Source organism: Streptomyces sp. NPDC025784 (assembly GCF_055558435.1).
Genome location: NZ_JBVHMN010000022.1, coordinates 87,601 through 102,826 on the forward strand (window position 1 = coordinate 87,601; position 15,226 = coordinate 102,826).

Here is a 15,226-nt window from a genome sequence, read left to right on the forward strand (position 1 = left end):
CGTTGGGGTGCGGTGGGCGAGTTCATGTCGACGGCGGACCCGGGGTGGCGCGATGTGCTGGAGTGCGACGGCCGACCTGGTGGCGGGCACCGGTGTGGCGGCCGTGGGGGTGGTGTGCGTGGCGCAGGTGCGCCGCTGGGGCGATCTCCCGCTGGCGGCACTGCCGTTGCTGCTCGGTGCTCATCAGATCGTCGAGTCCGTGGTCTGGGACTCGGGAGGGGGAAGCGGCCCCGCCACCCTCGCCTGGGCGGTGATGGCCCTTCCCCTGCTCGCGGTCTGGGTGCCGCTGGGTGTGGTGTGCGCGGTGCCGCGCGAGGTACGGCCACGGGCGGCCGTCCCGCTCGCGGCCGGAGTGGCGACGGCGATGGTCCTCGCCCATGCCCTCGCCACCCGCCCGGTGACGGCCGAGATCCGTGGCCACACCGTCGGATACGCCGTGCACCTGCCCCACGCGGAGTTCCTCGTCGCGGGCTATCTCGTCGCCACCGTCGGCGCGCTGCTGGTGTCCGGGGACCGCGGACTGCTGCGGCTCGGTGCCGTGGTCGCCGTCGGCGCGGTGATCTGCTGGGCGCTGTGGCGGCTGGAGTTCGTCTCGACGTGGTGCGCGTTCGCGGCGGTGACCTCGGTCGTCCTGTGGACGTGGCTTCGCGGACGTCCGCGCGCGGGTGCCGTCGCCGTCGGGTGACGGAGGGCGTCCCGCCCGCGCCCGCGACGGGAGCGTTCCCCTTGGGCCCGGCAGCGAGCAGCGGCTAGCCTGTGCCCGGGCCCCGAGCAGTCACTCGGCCGGGTCCGGGCCCCGAGCAGCCACTCGGCCGAGTCCGGGCCTGCGGGCCGAGGGGGCCTGCGAGGCTGGTATTCCCGGTGACGCTGGTGTTTCTGGTACCAGGACCGGTGTTCCCCCGCTCAGGAGTGATCTGGTTGCGGTGACGCGCATCGCGCAAGGTGTAGGCATGAACCAGATCACCAAGCAGCCGGCAGTCAGGAGCCGAGTGACGCCTCTGAGGTCCCTCCTGGGCGGCACGTACCTCCCGGGCCGTGACCGGGCCCGCCCCTTCCGGGTTCACCGGAACACGTTGTCCGAGTCCTCCCAGATCGACGGCTCGGTCGAGTCGTACTCCCGCGGAACCCGTGACGACGTCTGATACATCGCGTCGATCTCGGCGGCGAAGCGGCTGACGATCGCGTCGCGGCGCAGTTTCATCGACGGTGTCAGCAGGCCGTTGGCCAGGTCGAAGGGCTCCGGGAGGACGCGGAACACCCGAATGGACTCCGAGCGGGACACGGTGGTGTTGGCGGCCGCGACCGCGCGTCTGACTTCCTCCCGGAGCTCGTTCTCCTCGCGGGCGTCCCGGGCCGACGGTTCGCCCCCGGCCCGGGAACCCCGCCAGTGCGCCACGAATTCGGGGTCCAGGGTGATCAGGGCTCCGACGCAGGGCCGGTTGTCCCCCACGACCACGGCCTGGTGGATGAGGGGGTGGACCCGGAGGCGCTCCTCCAGGGCGGCGGGAGCGACGCTCTTCCCGCCGCTGGTGATGATGACGTCCTTCTTGCGGCCCGTGATGGTCAGATACCCCTCGTCGTCGATCCGGCCGATGTCCCCCGTGGCGAGCCAGCCGTTGCGGAACGAGGCCTGCGTGGCGTGCGGATCATTGATGTACCCCTGGAACACCGAAGGCCCCCACACCAGGATCTCCCCGTCGTCCGCGACCTGGACCTCCACCCCCGGCATCGGGCGTCCCACCGTGCCGAACTTCTCCCGTCCCACCGGCTGTGCCGTGATGCCGCCGCTGGTCTCGGTGAGCCCGTACCCGTCGTGCACGAAGATGCCGATCCCCGCGTAGAAGAGGGCGAGTTCGCGGTTCAGGGGGGAGCCTCCCGACACCGCGCCGCAGACGCGTCCGCCGAGCGCGGCACGCATCTTGCGGTACACCGTCTTCTCGTAGAGGGAGTGCTGCAGCCGCAGGTCGAATCCGGGGCCCGGCCCCGTGCCCAGCCGGTGCCGCTCCTCGGCGAGCGCGAAGTCCTGCGCGGTGCGCACGGCGCGCTCGAACAGCGCGCCCCGGCCGGCCCGCTGGGCGGTCCGCAGGAAGTTCTTGAAGATCTTCTCGAACACGAACGGGACGGCGTACAGATAGGTCGGCCTGAAGGACAGGAGAGCGGCGGACAGCGCCTCCTCATGCAGGTCCGGCTCGTGGCCCATCATGATGCCGCCGCGCAGACACAGCCCTTGGATCATCAGCCCGTACACATGGGAGAAGGGCAGGAAGGCGAGGATGGCGGGCTGTTCCCCGGGAGGAGCGGCCGTGTGGCCCCAGCCCGCGAGGAGCGTGTCGCAGGGGCTGGCCAGGCTGCGGTGGGTCAGGGCGCAGCCCTTGGCGTGTCCCGTCGTGCCCGAGGTGTAGGCGATCACGGCGGTCGAGTCGGGCAGCACGATCCGGCGGAGCGAGTCGACCGTCGTCGCCGGTATCGCCTGCCCCCGCTCGGCGAGCTGCGCCAGCGCCCCGGTGTCCAACTGCCAGACATGGCGCAGGAACGGGAGCGACGCGCACGCGGAGCCGACCGTCATGACGCCCTGCTCGTCCTCGACGACCACGGCGACGCAGTGGGCGTCCTTGAGGATCCACGCGACCTGTTCGTGGGACGAGGTCGGGTAGATCGGCACGATCTCGGCGCCCACCGACCAGAGCGCGAAGCTGAGCACCGTCCACTCGTAGCGTGTGCGCGCCATGATGGCCACGCGGTCGCCCGGCCGGATGCCGGACGTGACGAGCCCACGGGCGAGATCGACGACCTCGTCGCGCAGTTCGGCGGCGGTGAAGGGGATCCACTGCGCGCCGGACGCCGAGTCGGCGCGCCGCGCGATCTGCAGCAGGCCGGGCGTACGGCGTGCCGTGTCGAAGAGACTGTCGGCGAGTCCCCCCTGCATCAATGCCGTGGCCGGTGGAGAAACTTCGGACTGGTGCATTTCGCCGCTCCGCAATTCTCCTCGACGTGGCGTCACCCAGGCGCCGGTGCCGAGGAATCCCGAATGTAGCCGACACGGGCGGCCATCGTGCGCGATTCGGTCAGCAGTACGCACCGACCGAGGAACCGCGCAGTCCGGCACCCGCCCGGGAGCGGCGTTCGCCGCTCACCGGACCCCTGTCCGGCTGCCGCCGGACCACCTCGGCCGCGTCTCAGGAGGACGCCAGGTCCTCGGCGAGTTCGGCCCTCCAATGCGCCGTCGTCCGCTGGTGGATGATGCTCGCGGCCGCTTCGGGGACGGGTCGCAGGATGAACGCGCGCAGCGCGCCGGCCGCGCCGTGGCGTATCCACCATGCGTTCGTTTCGTCCTGCGACAGCGGCGCCCCGTCGTCCCGCCACGAGGGCCGGGTCGGCTGCCGGGCCGCCCAGGCCTCGGCGGCGAGGGTGCGCAGACGCAGGTCCAGGGCGCCGTCCGCGGTGAGCGGTACGCGCTCGCCCCGCCCGATCAGCTCCAGCGCTTCGGCGACCTCGGGGTAGGTGTCGATGTGTGTCTCCGCGGCCAGTCGCGCCAACTGCGCGGCGAAGGCCGCGCGCAGCCGGTCCGCGGGTGTCCGTCCGACGAGCGCCGCGAGATCGAAGTCCCGTACGAACGTGACCGGATTGCCGGTCTCGGGGATGTCGTCGAGCACGGGCAGCAGCAGTGCGCTCGTCAGCTCCCTGGAGACGCCGTCGGGCCGGTGGGCGATGCCGAACTCCTCTTCCAGCGCGGCCAGCAGCCGGACGTACGCGGCCTGCGAGCCGGGGAAGGGGTCGGTACCGACCCGCCGGGCCGGCTGGTCCGTGCCGGGGAGGTCCACCAGGTCCCCGCGGGGCGACAGGACGTGGTGCAGGGCCTTTGGCCGCGTCACGCCGTCCTCGGCCAGCGTGACGGTCACCTCCGGGCCCCGCTTCGTCAGAGCGACGGCCCGAGTGCCCGCGGAGACCCGGCGCAGCACCTCGGGCCGGCCGAACTGCGCGGCACCGGCCTCCTGCACCGCGTACGCCCATGCGCCGGCGGTGCCCGCCCGGACCAGCGGCCGGTGCGCCGCCCAGCGGGACTCGGCGGACTCCTCCGCGTGTTTCCGGGTGCGGGCGAGGACCGTCCCGGGAACCGCGCCCAGCCGCTCCAGCAACCGGTCCGCACCGATGCCCTCGACGAAGACCGTGTCGGGCTGGTACGGCGGTGGCGCGGGCGGTTCGCTCTGACGGACCCGGACGAACACGAGGCGCGGACCGTCCGCCTGCCGGGGCTCCGCGGGAGGCTCGGGCGGTGCGGGCGGCGTCGGCCGGGGCTCGCCGGCCGCGGCGGCGAGCGCGAGCGGCGAACGCGGCTCCGCGACGACGGACGTCTCGTCGTCCCACAGCAGCGCGCCGTCCGCCACCACCGGTGTGCGGCCGTCGAATCTGCTGCCCTGCTCCAGCGCGTCGGCGTAGTCCGCGAGGACGTGCCGCAGGCTGGGCCATGAGGTGAAGGACGGTGCGTCCTCGTCGAAATAGCGCCCGACACGGCCCCAATGGGCGCCCGCGTGGCAGGTGAGGAACAGCCCGTCGGAGGACTGCCAGCCAATGCCGAGCGTGATGAGCAGCCAGTCCTTGTGCCAGTACGACGCCAGCTCGTCGTAGTCCTCGTCGTCCTCGTCGAGCGGCTCGTCCACGTCGAGATCCTCGTCGAGGTCCGCGCCGATGCCGCGCAGGAACTCCGTGCTGCGGACGATGTCGGCGACGGAGGACAGCGGTCCGTAGTACGCGAGGACGGGGGCGCCGTCCTCCAGCTCCACGCCGTCGTGGCAGCGCAGCGACGCCTTCAGGTCGGGGTGGAACGCGACATCGAGTGTGCGCTGGGCGGCCTCGATGTCGGCCTGTGACGCCGGAGGCCGGAGCCGGGCGTGGCTCACCGGGGCGTGCGCGGCGAGCCAGGCGTCGATCCGTGCCCATGAGTCCTCGATGCTGGGAATGCTCATGGTCGGGACACTACGACGTGCCACTGACAATCCATCCGGCAGCGGATGCCCGGCGCCTCGGACGGCGAGCGGCCGCCGAACACGTCCTCAGCGGTGCGCAGTTGGCCGCGGCGGCGAAGCGAGGGGCGCGCCTTTCCCGGGGTCTCATTCCGATCGGTGGCGGACGGCCGAGAGCAGGCGCCGCACCCCCACCGCATGGCCGCCGGTCCCCACCACGAGCCGTCGGTACAGCCCGCCGGCGAGTCCGGGGAACGCGGCTCGCGTCTCGGCCCTCAGCCGTGACCGGCCGGCGCAGACGCCCTCCAGGCGGAAGATCAGGGCGTACGAGGAGAAGCGATGGCGGCCGGCGAGCACGAGTTCACGCCCCGGCACCGCGGCGGCCACCCGGAAGCCGGGGAACGTCGAGCCCTCGGCGAGGGGGCGCGGTCCGCGGGAGGTGCTGTCGGCGCAGCGCACGAGTTTCGCGTACCAGGCGGCTCCCGGACGGGAGAACGTCCGGCTCAGCACGGCGTCGAGTCCGCGCCAGACGTCGTCGGTCTCCGCGTCGATGACCGTCGCGTGCTCATCTCCGATGATGCCACTGCCCGCCGGCCTTCCTGGCCGAGGGGGGCTCCTGCTCCTGCGGTACGGCAGCCGTACCCGGAGCGCAGCGGTGACAGCGCGCGGGGCCGGCGGCGTGCCGGAACAGCGGCGCCGCGAGGGGTGCCATGACGCGCCGGGACGACGGCGCGCGGTGGCATCGGGGTCAAGTCACGTGAATGATCCCCGGTTCACCCTTCCGGGGGATGGCCTCGGGCTGCAAGACTCCGGAGCGTGCCCGACTTCGACATGCTCGTCATCGGATCCGGCCCGGGCGGCCAGAAGGCCGCCATCGCTGCGGCCAAGCTCGGCCGTCGGGTCGCCGTCATCGACCGCCCCGACATGGTCGGCGGGGTCTCCATCCACACCGGAACCGTCCCCTCGAAGACCTTGCGCGAGGCGGTCCTCTATCTGACCGGCCTCACCCAGCGTGACCTGTACGGCCAGAGCTACCGGCTCAAGGAGGACATCACCGTCACGGATCTGACGGCGCGCACCGAGCACGTGGTCAGCCGGGAAGTCGACGTCATCCGCAGCCAGTTGTCGCGCAACCACGTGTCCCTCTTCGCCGGTACCGGCAGCTTCCTGGACGACCACACCATCGGCCTGCGCGAAGTGAACGGCGACGAGAAGCAGTTGACCGCGGATCGTATCGTCATCGCCACCGGCACCCGCCCGGCCAGGCCCGCGAGCGTCGAGTTCGACGGTCGGACGATCCTGGACTCGGACAACGTGCTGAACCTGGAGCGGGTGCCTCGCTCCATGGTCATCGTCGGGGCCGGCGTGATCGGGATGGAGTACGCCTCCATGTTCGCGGCCCTCGGCAGCAAGATCACGGTGGTCGAGAAGCGGCCCGGGATGCTCGACTTCTGCGACGTCGAGGTGATCGAGTCACTGAAGTACCACCTCCGGGACCTGGCCGTGACCTTCCGCTTCGGGGAGACCGTGGCCGCTGTGGAGCGTCATCCACGGGGCACGCTCACGGTCCTGGAGAGCGGCAAGAAGATCCCCGCGGACGCCGTGATGTACTCGGCGGGCCGCCAGGGCCTCACGGACGAACTCGACCTCGACAAGGCGGGCCTGACCGCCGACGCGCGCGGCCGGATCAAGGTCGACGAGTGCTACCGCACCGAGGTGCCGCACATCTACGCCGTCGGCGACGTCATAGGCTTCCCCGCGCTGGCGGCGACGTCGATGGAGCAGGGGCGCACGGCGGCGTACCACGCCTTCGGCGAACCGGTGAACGGGATGCACGACCTCCAGCCGATCGGCATCTACACCATCCCGGAGATCAGCTTCATCGGCCGGACCGAGGACCAGCTCACCGACGACTGCGTACCGTTCGAGGTCGGTATCTCGCGCTATCGCGAACTGGCCCGCGGGCAGATCATCGGAGACTCGCACGGCATGCTCAAGCTGCTGGTCTCGCCCGACGACCGCAAGCTGCTCGGCGTCCACTGCTTCGGCACCGGTGCCACCGAACTCATCCACATCGGCCAGTCCGTGATGGGCTGCGGCGGCACCGTCGACTACCTGGTGGACGCCGTCTTCAACTACCCGACGCTCGCCGAGTCCTACAAGGTCGCGGCCCTGGACGCGACCAACAAGATCAGGCAGATCGACCGCCTCAAGGACTGAGCGGGCCGTCCCGCCCGCATCACCCCGACGTCCTGATCACCGCCCGGAGAAAGCCGAGATGAGCAGCGCAGCACCGATCGACCTGAGATCCGACACCGTGACCCGGCCCGATGCCGAGATGCGTGCCGCGATGGCCGCCGCCGAGGTCGGCGACGACGTCCTCGACGGCGACCCCACGATGCGCGCCCTGGAGGATCGGGCCGCCGAACTCCTCGGCGTGGAAGCGACCCTGTGGGTGCCGAGCGGCTCCATGGGGAACCTCGTCGCGCTCTTCCTCCACCTGCGCAGAGGCGACCGCTTCTTCGCCCCGCAGCGCGCGCACGTGCTCGACAGCGAGGTCGGCACGGCGTCCTGGCTCGCCGGAGGCATGCCGCAGCCGCTGCCCTGGACGGCGGGCCCGGGGCGGATCACCGCGGAGGACGTCCGTGCCTCGGCGGTCGGCGGCGGAGCGTACTTCGCCCTGCGCAACCGGCTGTTGTGCCTGGAGAACACGCACAACGCGGCGGGCGGTACCACGACCTCGCCGCAGGGACACGCCGAACTGGTCGCCGCGGCCCGGGAGGCGGGACTGCTGGTCCATCTGGACGGCGCCCGCGTCTGGAACGCGGCAGTGGCCCTGAAGACCGCGCCCGCCGACCTCACCCGCGGTGTCGACACCGTGCAGGCGTGTCTCAGCAAGGGGCTGGGCGCCCCCGTCGGATCGGTCGTCGGCGGCAGCGCCGACTTCGTGCACGAAGCCCGGCGGGTGCGCAAGATGCTCGGCGGGGGAGTGCGCCAGGGCGGCGTGCTGGCCGCGGCAGGGCTCGTGGCGCTGGAGCGCGTCGACCGGCTCGCCGAGGACCACGACAACGCGCAGTTCCTGGCGAGCGGGCTGCGCGAGCTGGGCTGGGACGCCGCGGCACCCGAGACGAACATCGTCATGGCCGAGGTGCCGGACCCGGCGGGCGCGGTCGGGCGGCTTCGCCGGGCCGGTGTGCTCGCCCTCTCCCTGGGCGGCCGCCTGCGCCTGATCACGCACCGCGACGTCTCCCGGGAGGACATCCGGCAGGCCCTCGACCGTATCGCCGCACTGTCCGACTGACCTGCCGGGCGGCACCGATGGCGCGACGAGGGCCGCGCGGTGCTCGTGGGCGTGCCCCGCCACACGGACCGTGCCGCCTGGTACCACCCCGTCGACCTCGCGGCACACGACGAGGGCAGCCACTTCACCCCCTGGGAGGTCCTCGGCGCCAGGGTCGACGACCTGCGCCGCACCTTCCGCGGCCGACGCCGTACCGCCCGGTCGAGTCCGCCACAATGACCGGATGATCGGCAGACGGACCACCCACCGCATGGCGGACGGCGTACGCATACCCGGCACCTGGCGGCACGCCTTCATCCGCAACGGCGACTACCACCTCACCGACCTGTTCATCTACGCGGACGGACTCATCGACTGCTGGGGCCTGGTCACCCTGGAGGAGTTCGAGGAGAAGCTGCGCAGCGGCTGGGTCGCCACCGAACTCCCGGACGGCGCCCGGGCGTCCGGCTTCGAGCTGGCCGCCTGGAAGTTCGGCGAGCCGCGCAGCCGGCACACGCCGGAGCTGCTGCTCGCCGAGGTGCGCGACACCATCGACGAGCTCAACGGACGTCCGGACTCCACGGACCGGTGCCTGGCCGCGGTCGACGCCTTCCTCGCCGACCGTACCGAGGAGAAACGGGCCGCCGCCCGCGCCGCCTACCTCGCCATCCCCGCGACGCGGCGCCACTACGCCCTCGGCGACATGGACCGCAAGGACTGGCCGCTCCAGGTCCTGGTGGCCGGAGTCGGCGGACGCTTGGAGGGACGCCCCGAGGCGGAGGTCACGCAGGAGGCCCACGACGAGGCGATCGCCTACTTCGAGGAGCGCGCCCAGTGGATGGCGGAACGGCCCTCACGGGTCCTCGCCGACGGACCCGCGGAGCCCGTGGCGCCCGCGATCCACCTCTACCAGAGCTATCCCCTCAAGCCGTCGGACGACCCCGGCACCAACGGGCTGCGCAACGACTATCCGGCCCCCGTCGCGGTCGACGGCGTCACCTATCCGTCCGTCGCCCACGCCTACTGGGCCCTGTCGATCGCCGACGCGGCCGTCGGCTCGGCGATCGCGGCGCAGAGCAGCGTGTTCCAGGCCCGGAAGCTGGCCGTCGGCGCCCCGCTGCACGACGGCTGGGAGCGCGCCCGCACGGCCGTCCTGACCGCTCTGCTGCGCGCCAAGTACGCGCAGCACCCGGCCCTGGCCCGGGCCCTGCTGGCCACGGGCGACGCCACCCTGATCTACGACGACAGCGACTCCGCGTTCTGGGGCGACCGGGGCGGCAGGGGCCGCAACTGGACCGGGCGACTCCTCGAACTCGTCCGCTCCGAACTGCACGCCGGGAGCGCGGGCGTCCTCCCCGGGGCGCCGGTCACACCCTAGGGGCGTCGTTCGGATCGGCCCGGGTCCGAACGACACTCCCCGGGTCCCGGGGACGCCCACCCCGGCCCGCCGGCACCGGCTCAGGACAGCGGGATGACCACCTCGTCCTCGACCGGTGGCTCGATCTCCTGCTCCCGGTTGCCGGTGGCGGCGAAGCAGCGCAAGCGGACCGAGGACGGGGTGACGTCCAGCCGCAGGAACGACTTGAAGAAGGGCGGGCTGTAGGTCGCCGAGCCCGGGGAGAAGAGCTGGGTGTACGCCTTGCGCACCGGGAGGCGGAAGCGCGAGGTACGGTCGGGCCGCCCGCCGGCCCCCAGCAGGGACGCCACCAGCCGGGTGCGCCGGGTGACGCGGACGGGCGCACTCGCGGATCGGGTCGGCGGGATGCCGAGCCGCTCCGCCATGACGGCCATGGCCTGTTCCTCGGTGAGGGCGAAGAAGCGGCGCATCCGCAGCCGGCGCCCGTAGAGCCTGCTGTAGAAGGCCAGTGAGTCGCCGCGCAGCGGGTAGCAGCGGAAGTCCGCTTCCGTGACCCGGGCGACGGAGACGCGCGGGATGGTGTGCGTGGCGTGCATGAACGCCCCGCCGCCACCGGCGACCACGTACTGCAGGGTGCGGTCGCCGACCTGTACGGGATAACGCTGGTAGTTGTGGATGTCGCCCCCTATCGCGGCGACGTAGTGGTGCGCGGGGTCGCGCACGATGTCGTCGACGGTGCCGCCGCCCTCGATCTGGCACGGATGGTGCTCCGCGTCCACGTACAGCGGCGAACCGGTGATCAGGATCTTGGGGGTGTCGCCCGCGGACACTTCGCGCAGCCAGCGTCCCTGCTCGGCGTCGATCGTCCCGAGGAGACCGGTGTCGATGCCGATGATCCGCACCGGACCGGCGTCGACGGCCCAGTACGGTCCCGGCTGGACGGCCTGTTGGGCCGGGGCCGACCGCAACGTACGTGCCTCGGCGAGCCGTTGCTCGTCCGCCTTGCGCGGCGTGTGCCACAGCAGCGAACGGAGCCGGGCCGGCAGTGTCCGTCGCTGCCCGGTTTCCGGCGCGAGGGGTGGCGCGTCGCAGAAGACCCGCATGAAGCCGTGCAGGTCCTCGTACCAGTCGTGATTGCCGGGTATGGCGTATATGGGGGCCGGGTAGTCCCGGTACGGCCCGTGGAACTTCGTGCCGTAGTCGTCGGTGCTGCCGACCGGATAGATCACGTCACTGGCGAGGACCGCGAAACTCGATCCCTGACTGACCTTCAGGAAGCCGGGGACGACGGCGTATTGAGGAGCGTCGCCCTCCCCGGTGTCTCCGATCACCATGAAGGAGAAGTGGTCGGGATCGTCGCGCCGCACCACCGCGTCGGCGGGCGCGCCGGCGCTCCTGCGCTGCTCCACCCAGCGGGCGCGGGTACGGCCCGTGGGGTCCCCGAACCATGAGGCGAGCACGCCGTTGCGCGCGGGCCACAGGGTCCTCGGGTCGAGCCACGAGAGTTTCTCGACGCGGGAGGGCATCAGGTGCCGGTAGTCGCCGGGTTCCGGGGCGCCCCAGCCGGCGCCCCGGGCGGTGTCGCGTGAAGAGTCGGACATCGGTGAACCGTAACAACGATCTTCCCGGGCGCGGGAGGAGGGGCACCGTCGCCGCCCCGGCACCGTCCGGATGCGTCAGGCACGCCGATGTGCGTGCGCCGCGGGCCGGCTGACGAGCGATCAGGTTGTCGGCTGCCAGCCGAGCGCCGGGCCGAGCCGCGTCGCCATGTCGGTGAGGATCTGGACGTAGTCCTCGTGCTCGAACGTGAAGGGCAGGGCGAAGGCGACCTCGTCGATCTCCCGGAACGCGGCCTGGGCGTAGAGCCGTTCGGCGATCTCGGCGGACGTCCCGACGAGATCGGGCGCGAACATCAGGCGGGCCGGACCCTGCGGCGCGGTGGTGCGCGGCAGCCGCTCGCGGGCGTACTCCTCGTATGTCGCCCGCTGTGCCGAAGAGGCGCTGTCGGTGGGTATCACGACAAGCCCCTGCGAGACGCGGGCGCGGTCGCCGTCGGGGTGAGCGGCGCGGAAGGCCCGCACATGGGAGAGCTGCACCTCGGCGAAGTCCTCGGACTCCTCCGCCTTCACCACGCTGCTGGTCAGGAAGTTCATCCCGTGCTCGCCCGCCCAGCGCGCCGAACTCAGGCTGCCGCCGCCGTACCACATGCGGCGGCCCAGGCCGGGGGAGTGCGGCTGGACGCGGTCGGAGAACACCTCGAACCCCTCGACTCCGCTGAAGTCGCTGGCCGGCTTGCCGCGCACGAAGTCCAGCAGGCGTGCCACCCGTTCGTAGCCGAAGTCCTGGGCGTCGGCGGTGCCGGGATACAGGGCGTCCTTGACCTGGTCGTAGTGCATCGGCGGCCCGACGCTGATGCCCGGATTGAGCCGGCCCCCGGACAGCACGTCGACGGTCGCCAGGTCCTCCGCGAGCCGCAGGGGGTTCTCCCAGCCCAACGGGGTGACGGCGGTGCCGAGTTCGATGCGGCTGGTGCGCTGGGAGGCCGCCGCCAGGACGGCGACGGGGGAGGAGATGCCGTACTGGAGGTGGCGGTGGCGCAGCCAGGCGCTGTCGAAGCCCAGCCGCTCGCCCAGTTCGATGATGCCGAGCGTCGACTCGTGGCCGCGGGCAGGGTCGTCGGCGTCGAACAGCCCGATGGTCAGGAATCCGAGCTTGCGCAGAGGCTGCGAGGGCAGTGGCACGAGGCTCCTCCGTCGTCCGCGGCAGGTTCTGCCGAACACCTGCCTTGCTGCCATTGTGGCAGGTGACCTCGAGGGGAAGCCGGGCGCGGTGGCCGGCCCCGGGCTTCCCGCGGCGAGCCGCCCGGACCCCTTGATACTCCGCCTGCGCGGTAGCAGAATCCGGAGGGAAGGATCGTGAATGAAATTTCACTGGGCGAACAGACAGGTGAACCTGCCCCACGGGCCAGCGCGTGCCGTCGAAGCCACGTACCGAAGGAACCCGCACATGAGCATCACCCGAGACCTGCTGATCGGCGGCAAGGACGTGCCCGCCGCGTCCGGCCGCACCACCGACGACGTCGCCCCCTACACGGGCGAGGTGTACGCGTCCGTCGCCGCCGCCGGACCCGAGGACGTGCGGCGGGCCGTGGACGCGGCGGACGCCGCCTTTCCCGAGTGGGCCGCGCTCGATCCGTTCGCACGTCGCGCGATCTTCCTCAGGGCCGCCGATCTGCTGGACGCGCGCGGTGAGCAGGTGGCCGACGTGATGGCCCGCGAGGCCGGCGGAACCCGGCCCTGGGCGCACTTCAACGTGGCGCTCGGGGCCGGCATCCTGCGCGAGGCCGCGGCCGCGATCACCGCGCCGCGCGGCGAAGTGCTCAGCGCCCAGGAGGAGGGAGTGCTGGGTCTTGCCGTGCGTGAACCGCTCGGCGTGGTCGCCGCGTTCGCGCCCTGGAACGCGCCCGTCATCCTCGGCGTACGGGCCGTGGCGGCGCCGCTCGCCGCGGGCAACACCGTCGTCGTCAAGCCCAGCGAGGACGCCCCGATCGCCTGCGGGCTCCTCGTCGCCGACGTGCTGCGCGAGGCCGGGCTGCCCGACGGCGTCCTGAACGTGGTCACCAACGCCCCCGAGGACGCCCCCGAGATCGCCGAGACCCTGATCGCCGACCCACGCGTGCGGGCGGTCAATTTCACCGGCTCGACCGGCGTCGGCCGGATCATCGGCGAGCGGGCGGCGCGCCATCTCAAGCCCGCCGTACTGGAGTTGGGCGGAAAGAACGCCGTCATCGTGCTCGCGGACGCCGATGTGGACTACGCGGTGGACGCCGTCGCCTTCAGCGTGTTCATGAACGCCGGGCAGATCTGCATGTCCGGCGACCGCGTCCTCGTCCACGCGTCGCTGGCCGAGGAGTTCACCGCCAAGCTGGCCACGAAGGTGTCCGCGCTCAGGGCCGGTGACCCGTCGGACCCGCACACCGTCGTCGGGCCGCTCGTCACCCGCGCGGCGGCCGAGCGGGTGGCCGGACTGGTCCGGGACGCCGTGGACCGGGGCGCCAGGGCGCTCGTCGGCGGTGGTGCGCCCGAGGGGGCGGTGCACCCGGCGACCGTGCTGACCGATGTGCCGAAGGAGGCGGACCTGTACTACGCCGAGGCCTTCGGCCCGGTCTGCGTGGTCGAGACGTTCACCGACGACGACACCGCGATCGCCCTCGCCAACGACACCGAAAACGGTCTGACCTGCGGCATCATCACCGAGAACGCCACCCACGGCCTGGCGGTGGCCCGTCGCGTCCGCACCGGCATCGTGCACATCAACGACCAGTCCGTGGCCGACGAACCGCACGCGCCCTTCGGCGGCGTCAAGGCCTCCGGCTACGGGCGCTTCGGCGGACGCTGGGGCATCGAGGCGTTCTCCAGCACCCGCTGGGTCACCATCGCCACCCAGCACGCCCACTACCCCTTCTGAGGTCCGCCGGCCGGCGCGCCGGGGCCGGCCGTCGGACACGGGCGGGCGGCCCCGGCGCGGCGACGCGGCGCAGCGCTTTCCGCAGCCCGATCGCGCCGCGGCCGAGGCCAAGGGCGTCGAGCTGCTGCCGTTCTCCTGCCACCACACGCCCGATCGGATCGCGGCCTGGCGCGAGCACTTCAGCACCTGGCTGAACGAGGGCCGCTTCGTCTACCCGCAGACAGTGGTCGAGGGCGGGATCGAGGACGTGCCGCAGACGTTCCTCTCCCTGCTGCGGGGTTCCAACCGGGGCAATGTCCCGGTGCGGCTGTCGTGACCACCATCTCCGTTCGGGCCCTGAACCGGGCGCTGATGGACCGCCAGTTCCTGCCGGGGCGCACCGACCGCGCGGCAGGCTCGCCCCACTTCACCCGGAACAGCACAGGCCTGGACGCGGCGTCCTTGGTGGCCGAGGGACTCGACCTGCTCGCGGGTTCGTGGGAGGCGGCGTGGTGTCCTGCAGCGGTCCTGTCGCGGCTCAGTAGGCTTGAGGTTCAACCCCTGCACCTACCGCTCGATCAAGGCCGGGCGAGGTGAGCGCCCGATCGGCGCTCAGAGCGCGAGCCACTGTGTCATCGGTCAGTCGATGTCCGGCATGAGCGGCGGGCCGTCCTCCTCGACCGCGAGGGCCACAGTCCGAAGGAGGGCTGCCAGACGACTCAACTCCCCCTTGGTCAGGGATGAGAACAGTGTGTCTTCGGCCTCCCGCTGGTCGTCGATCACCGCCGCCCACACCTGGGCTCCGTCGGGAGTCAGGCCGACGAGGAGGCTGCGGCGATCCTCGGGTGCGTGTTCGCGGGTGATCAGGCCCGCCGACTGGAGGCGGTCGAGGCGGTTGGTGAGGGTCGCGGGGTGGATGCCGAGTCCCTGCGCGAGACGTGTCGGTGCCATGCGGTAGGGCTCGCCCGCCGAGCGCAGGCGCCACAGGATCTCGTACTCCCACAGCTTGAGGCCGTGCCGTGCCAGAGCGGTTTCCTTCTTCCGCCGCAGATGCCGCACGAGCGTCTGCATGCGGGTGACAGCGCCTTCCAACTCCGGTACCAGGCCGGGAACTTCTTGTCTCCAGCGGGCGATGTGCCGGTCGATCGAGTCCCGTGGTCGCGCCGATCCCGCCGATTGCCG

Annotated in this window: 12 protein-coding genes; 6 read left to right on the forward strand and 6 right to left on the reverse strand. The window is 72.1% G+C overall.

The window, feature by feature from the left end; all coding sequences use genetic code 11:
* Window positions 1-52 precede the first annotated feature (52 nt).
* Window positions 53-685, forward strand: coding sequence for a DUF6629 family protein (locus ACZ4IF_RS36850; RefSeq protein WP_467571126.1), 633 nt, complete (start codon window positions 53-55; stop codon window positions 683-685).
* 375 nt (window positions 686-1,060) lie between these two features.
* Here ACZ4IF_RS36850 and ACZ4IF_RS36855 read toward each other — a convergent pair whose 3' ends face one another.
* The 3 genes from ACZ4IF_RS36855 to ACZ4IF_RS36865 all read right to left on the reverse strand — a co-directional run bounded on the left by ACZ4IF_RS36855 (window position 1,061) and on the right by ACZ4IF_RS36865 (window position 5,471).
* Window positions 1,061-2,965, reverse strand: coding sequence for an AMP-dependent synthetase/ligase (locus ACZ4IF_RS36855; protein WP_467571130.1), 1,905 nt, complete (start codon window positions 2,963-2,965; stop codon window positions 1,061-1,063).
* A 211-nt stretch (window positions 2,966-3,176) separates the two neighbouring features.
* Window positions 3,177-4,964, reverse strand: a complete 1,788-nt coding sequence (locus ACZ4IF_RS36860) for an SMI1/KNR4 family protein (protein ID WP_467571133.1) — start codon at window positions 4,962-4,964, stop codon at window positions 3,177-3,179.
* 144 nt (window positions 4,965-5,108) lie between these two features.
* Window positions 5,109-5,471 carry a hypothetical protein gene (locus ACZ4IF_RS36865; protein ID WP_467571135.1) on the reverse strand — a complete coding sequence of 121 codons (363 nt, stop codon included), beginning with the start codon at window positions 5,469-5,471 and terminating at the stop codon, window positions 5,109-5,111.
* A gap of 306 nt (window positions 5,472-5,777) precedes the next feature.
* Here ACZ4IF_RS36865 and sthA point away from each other — a divergent pair, with 306 nt between their 5' ends.
* The 4 genes from sthA to ACZ4IF_RS36885 are packed head-to-tail and all read left to right on the forward strand — an operon-like array spanning window position 5,778 to window position 9,619.
* The gene (sthA, locus tag ACZ4IF_RS36870; RefSeq protein WP_467571138.1) at window positions 5,778-7,181 is read left to right on the forward strand and encodes a Si-specific NAD(P)(+) transhydrogenase; all 1,404 of its coding nucleotides are present in this window, start codon (window positions 5,778-5,780) and stop codon (window positions 7,179-7,181) included.
* 58 nt (window positions 7,182-7,239) lie between these two features.
* Window positions 7,240-8,262: a threonine aldolase family protein gene (locus ACZ4IF_RS36875; RefSeq protein ID WP_467571140.1), complete on the forward strand. Its 1,023-nt coding sequence runs from the start codon at window positions 7,240-7,242 to the stop codon at window positions 8,260-8,262.
* Window positions 8,263-8,313: 51 nt separating this feature from the next.
* Entirely contained in the window at window positions 8,314-8,481 is a 168-nt protein-coding gene (locus ACZ4IF_RS36880; protein ID WP_467571143.1) for a hypothetical protein, read from the forward strand.
* A 4-nt stretch (window positions 8,482-8,485) separates the two neighbouring features.
* A complete protein-coding gene (locus ACZ4IF_RS36885; RefSeq protein WP_467571146.1) occupies window positions 8,486-9,619 on the forward strand; it encodes an NADAR family protein in 1,134 nt (377 codons plus the stop codon).
* 80 nt (window positions 9,620-9,699) lie between these two features.
* On the opposite strand, the gene ACZ4IF_RS36890 is transcribed toward ACZ4IF_RS36885, so the two are convergent.
* Window positions 9,700-11,199 carry a metallophosphoesterase family protein gene (locus ACZ4IF_RS36890; RefSeq protein WP_467571149.1) on the reverse strand — a complete coding sequence of 500 codons (1,500 nt, stop codon included), beginning with the start codon at window positions 11,197-11,199 and terminating at the stop codon, window positions 9,700-9,702.
* A 120-nt stretch (window positions 11,200-11,319) separates the two neighbouring features.
* Window positions 11,320-12,339, reverse strand: a complete 1,020-nt coding sequence (locus ACZ4IF_RS36895; protein ID WP_467571152.1) for an LLM class flavin-dependent oxidoreductase — start codon at window positions 12,337-12,339, stop codon at window positions 11,320-11,322.
* A gap of 265 nt (window positions 12,340-12,604) precedes the next feature.
* Here ACZ4IF_RS36895 and ACZ4IF_RS36900 point away from each other — a divergent pair, with 265 nt between their 5' ends.
* Window positions 12,605-14,065 (forward strand): aldehyde dehydrogenase family protein, encoded by a 1,461-nt coding sequence (locus ACZ4IF_RS36900; protein ID WP_467571155.1) that lies wholly within the window; start codon window positions 12,605-12,607, stop codon window positions 14,063-14,065.
* Between the two features lie 618 nt (window positions 14,066-14,683).
* Here ACZ4IF_RS36900 and ACZ4IF_RS36905 read toward each other — a convergent pair.
* Window positions 14,684-15,115 (reverse strand): MarR family winged helix-turn-helix transcriptional regulator, encoded by a 432-nt coding sequence (locus ACZ4IF_RS36905; RefSeq protein WP_467571158.1) that lies wholly within the window; start codon window positions 15,113-15,115, stop codon window positions 14,684-14,686.
* Between the last annotated feature and the right edge of the window lie 111 nt (window positions 15,116-15,226).